The 1,491-nt window shown below is 40.0% G+C and carries 2 protein-coding genes; both read left to right on the forward strand.

Annotation, left to right across the window (positions count from 1 at the left end):
* Positions 1-115: 115 nt before the first annotated feature.
* Positions 116-772 (forward strand): DUF2306 domain-containing protein, encoded by a 657-nt coding sequence (locus Q4561_RS19745; protein ID WP_303462968.1) that lies wholly within the window; start codon positions 116-118, stop codon positions 770-772.
* Between the two features lie 111 nt (positions 773-883).
* Positions 884-1,294: a hypothetical protein gene (locus Q4561_RS19750; RefSeq protein WP_303462969.1), complete on the forward strand. Its 411-nt coding sequence runs from the start codon at positions 884-886 to the stop codon at positions 1,292-1,294.
* Positions 1,295-1,491 lie beyond the last annotated feature (197 nt).

The following is a 1,491-nucleotide window of genomic DNA, read 5'->3' on the forward strand; positions in this document are numbered from 1 at the left end:
AATTATGGCTCTGGCTGAAAAGTTAACCCACGAAAATGCGGAGGCTAGCATTTCACAGGGAGTCATTGTGTCTATGTCCTTAGCAAATTAAATCAACATTGGAGGTTGTAGTACTGTGCTAGTTTTTCTTCATATTTTTGCAGGCAGCATAGCTTTGCTCGCTGGAACCATAAGTTTCTTGGCCAAAAAGGGGGCAAACACGCACAGAAAAGCTGGCAAAGTTTTTGTTATCTCAATGGTGCTTATGACTCTATCTGGTGCTTTGTTGGCATTCATTAATGATGAAATGCTAAACATGGTTGCAGGTCTAGTAACATTCTATTTAGTTTGCACAGCTTTCGTTGCTGCCCGCATAACGACTTTTAAGCCAAACCTGACTAATCTTTCATTTGCATTTTTTGGCCTCTTGGTTGGTGTATATGCCGTTCTAACGGGATTTCATGCATTAAGCCAAGGTATTGCGAAGATTGATGGTAATCCAACTCAGGTCATTATAGTTTTTGGCACCATTTCATTATTGGCTGCTCTTGCGGATACATACCTCCTCAAAAAACAAAAACTAAATAACAAAGCAAGGCTAGTGCGTCACAGTTGGCGCATTGGCGTTGCTATGTTTATCGCAGCAGCTTCCTTTTTCCTTGGTCAATCTCAGGTATTCCCAGAAGCAATCAGGAATTCTTTTCTCCTTGTAACTCCTGTTTTGCTTGTTTTACTATCAACGACTTATTGGGTTGTACGTGTTCGTCTGTGGGGTTTAAAAAGACGGACATAACAAAGCCATTATGGCAGGCACGCAAAACGCTTGGCTTGCGCTCCTTCGTCGCCAATTTTAGCCAAGCATTTCTGCGCCCCATATGGCGGCGTTATATTTTAAGAGGAAAAAATGGATATCAAGGAAGTAAGTAAGAGCATTGGTACACAAATTTCAATTTTCGCACTGATAGCAATTGTGGTTTTCATGTATTTCAAAGAAGACTTATATAAGTTATTGGAGCGATACGAAAAAATACAAACTAAAGAACTTCAATTGACGAAAAAAGAAATGCTTCTTGATAAAAAAAGTGAACAATGGGTGCACTTCGAGTCACTTATGCAAACTTATATTAACGATTACGGGCATGTCGACTTTTCAAAAATCGAACAATGCGATAACGAAAGGATGAAGAAACTTCGACAAGCTAAAGTAGCACTGAAAGCTTTAGAAGGCGCCGCTAAAACAATAGACGTTTATGAAAATTATGCAGATTTTTTTCAATCACAAATGACCGGCATGAGAACATACACACAATGTTAGTTTTTTTGGCAAAAAATATAACAAAAAAATAAAGTCGCTCGCGGGCTCGCTGGGACACAAACATGGCGGCTGTGTCACTTCGTTCCGATTATAGCCGCCATGTTTGTGCCCCTTATTTGGGCGTTGGTATGACTCCCCTTGTCAATAAAAACCGAGTGTCTCCCTGACATTTTTTCGGTCCATAATTAGCTGTTTTC

The sequence above is a fragment of the Alteromonas sp. 1_MG-2023 genome (genome assembly GCF_030547075.1).
Classification (GTDB): domain Bacteria; phylum Pseudomonadota; class Gammaproteobacteria; order Enterobacterales; family Alteromonadaceae; genus Alteromonas.

Coding starts and splice junctions, on each gene's coding strand:
- Q4561_RS19750 (WP_303462969.1), top strand. CDS start 884: ATGGATATCAAGGAAGTAAGTAAGAGCATTGGTACACAAATTTCAATT.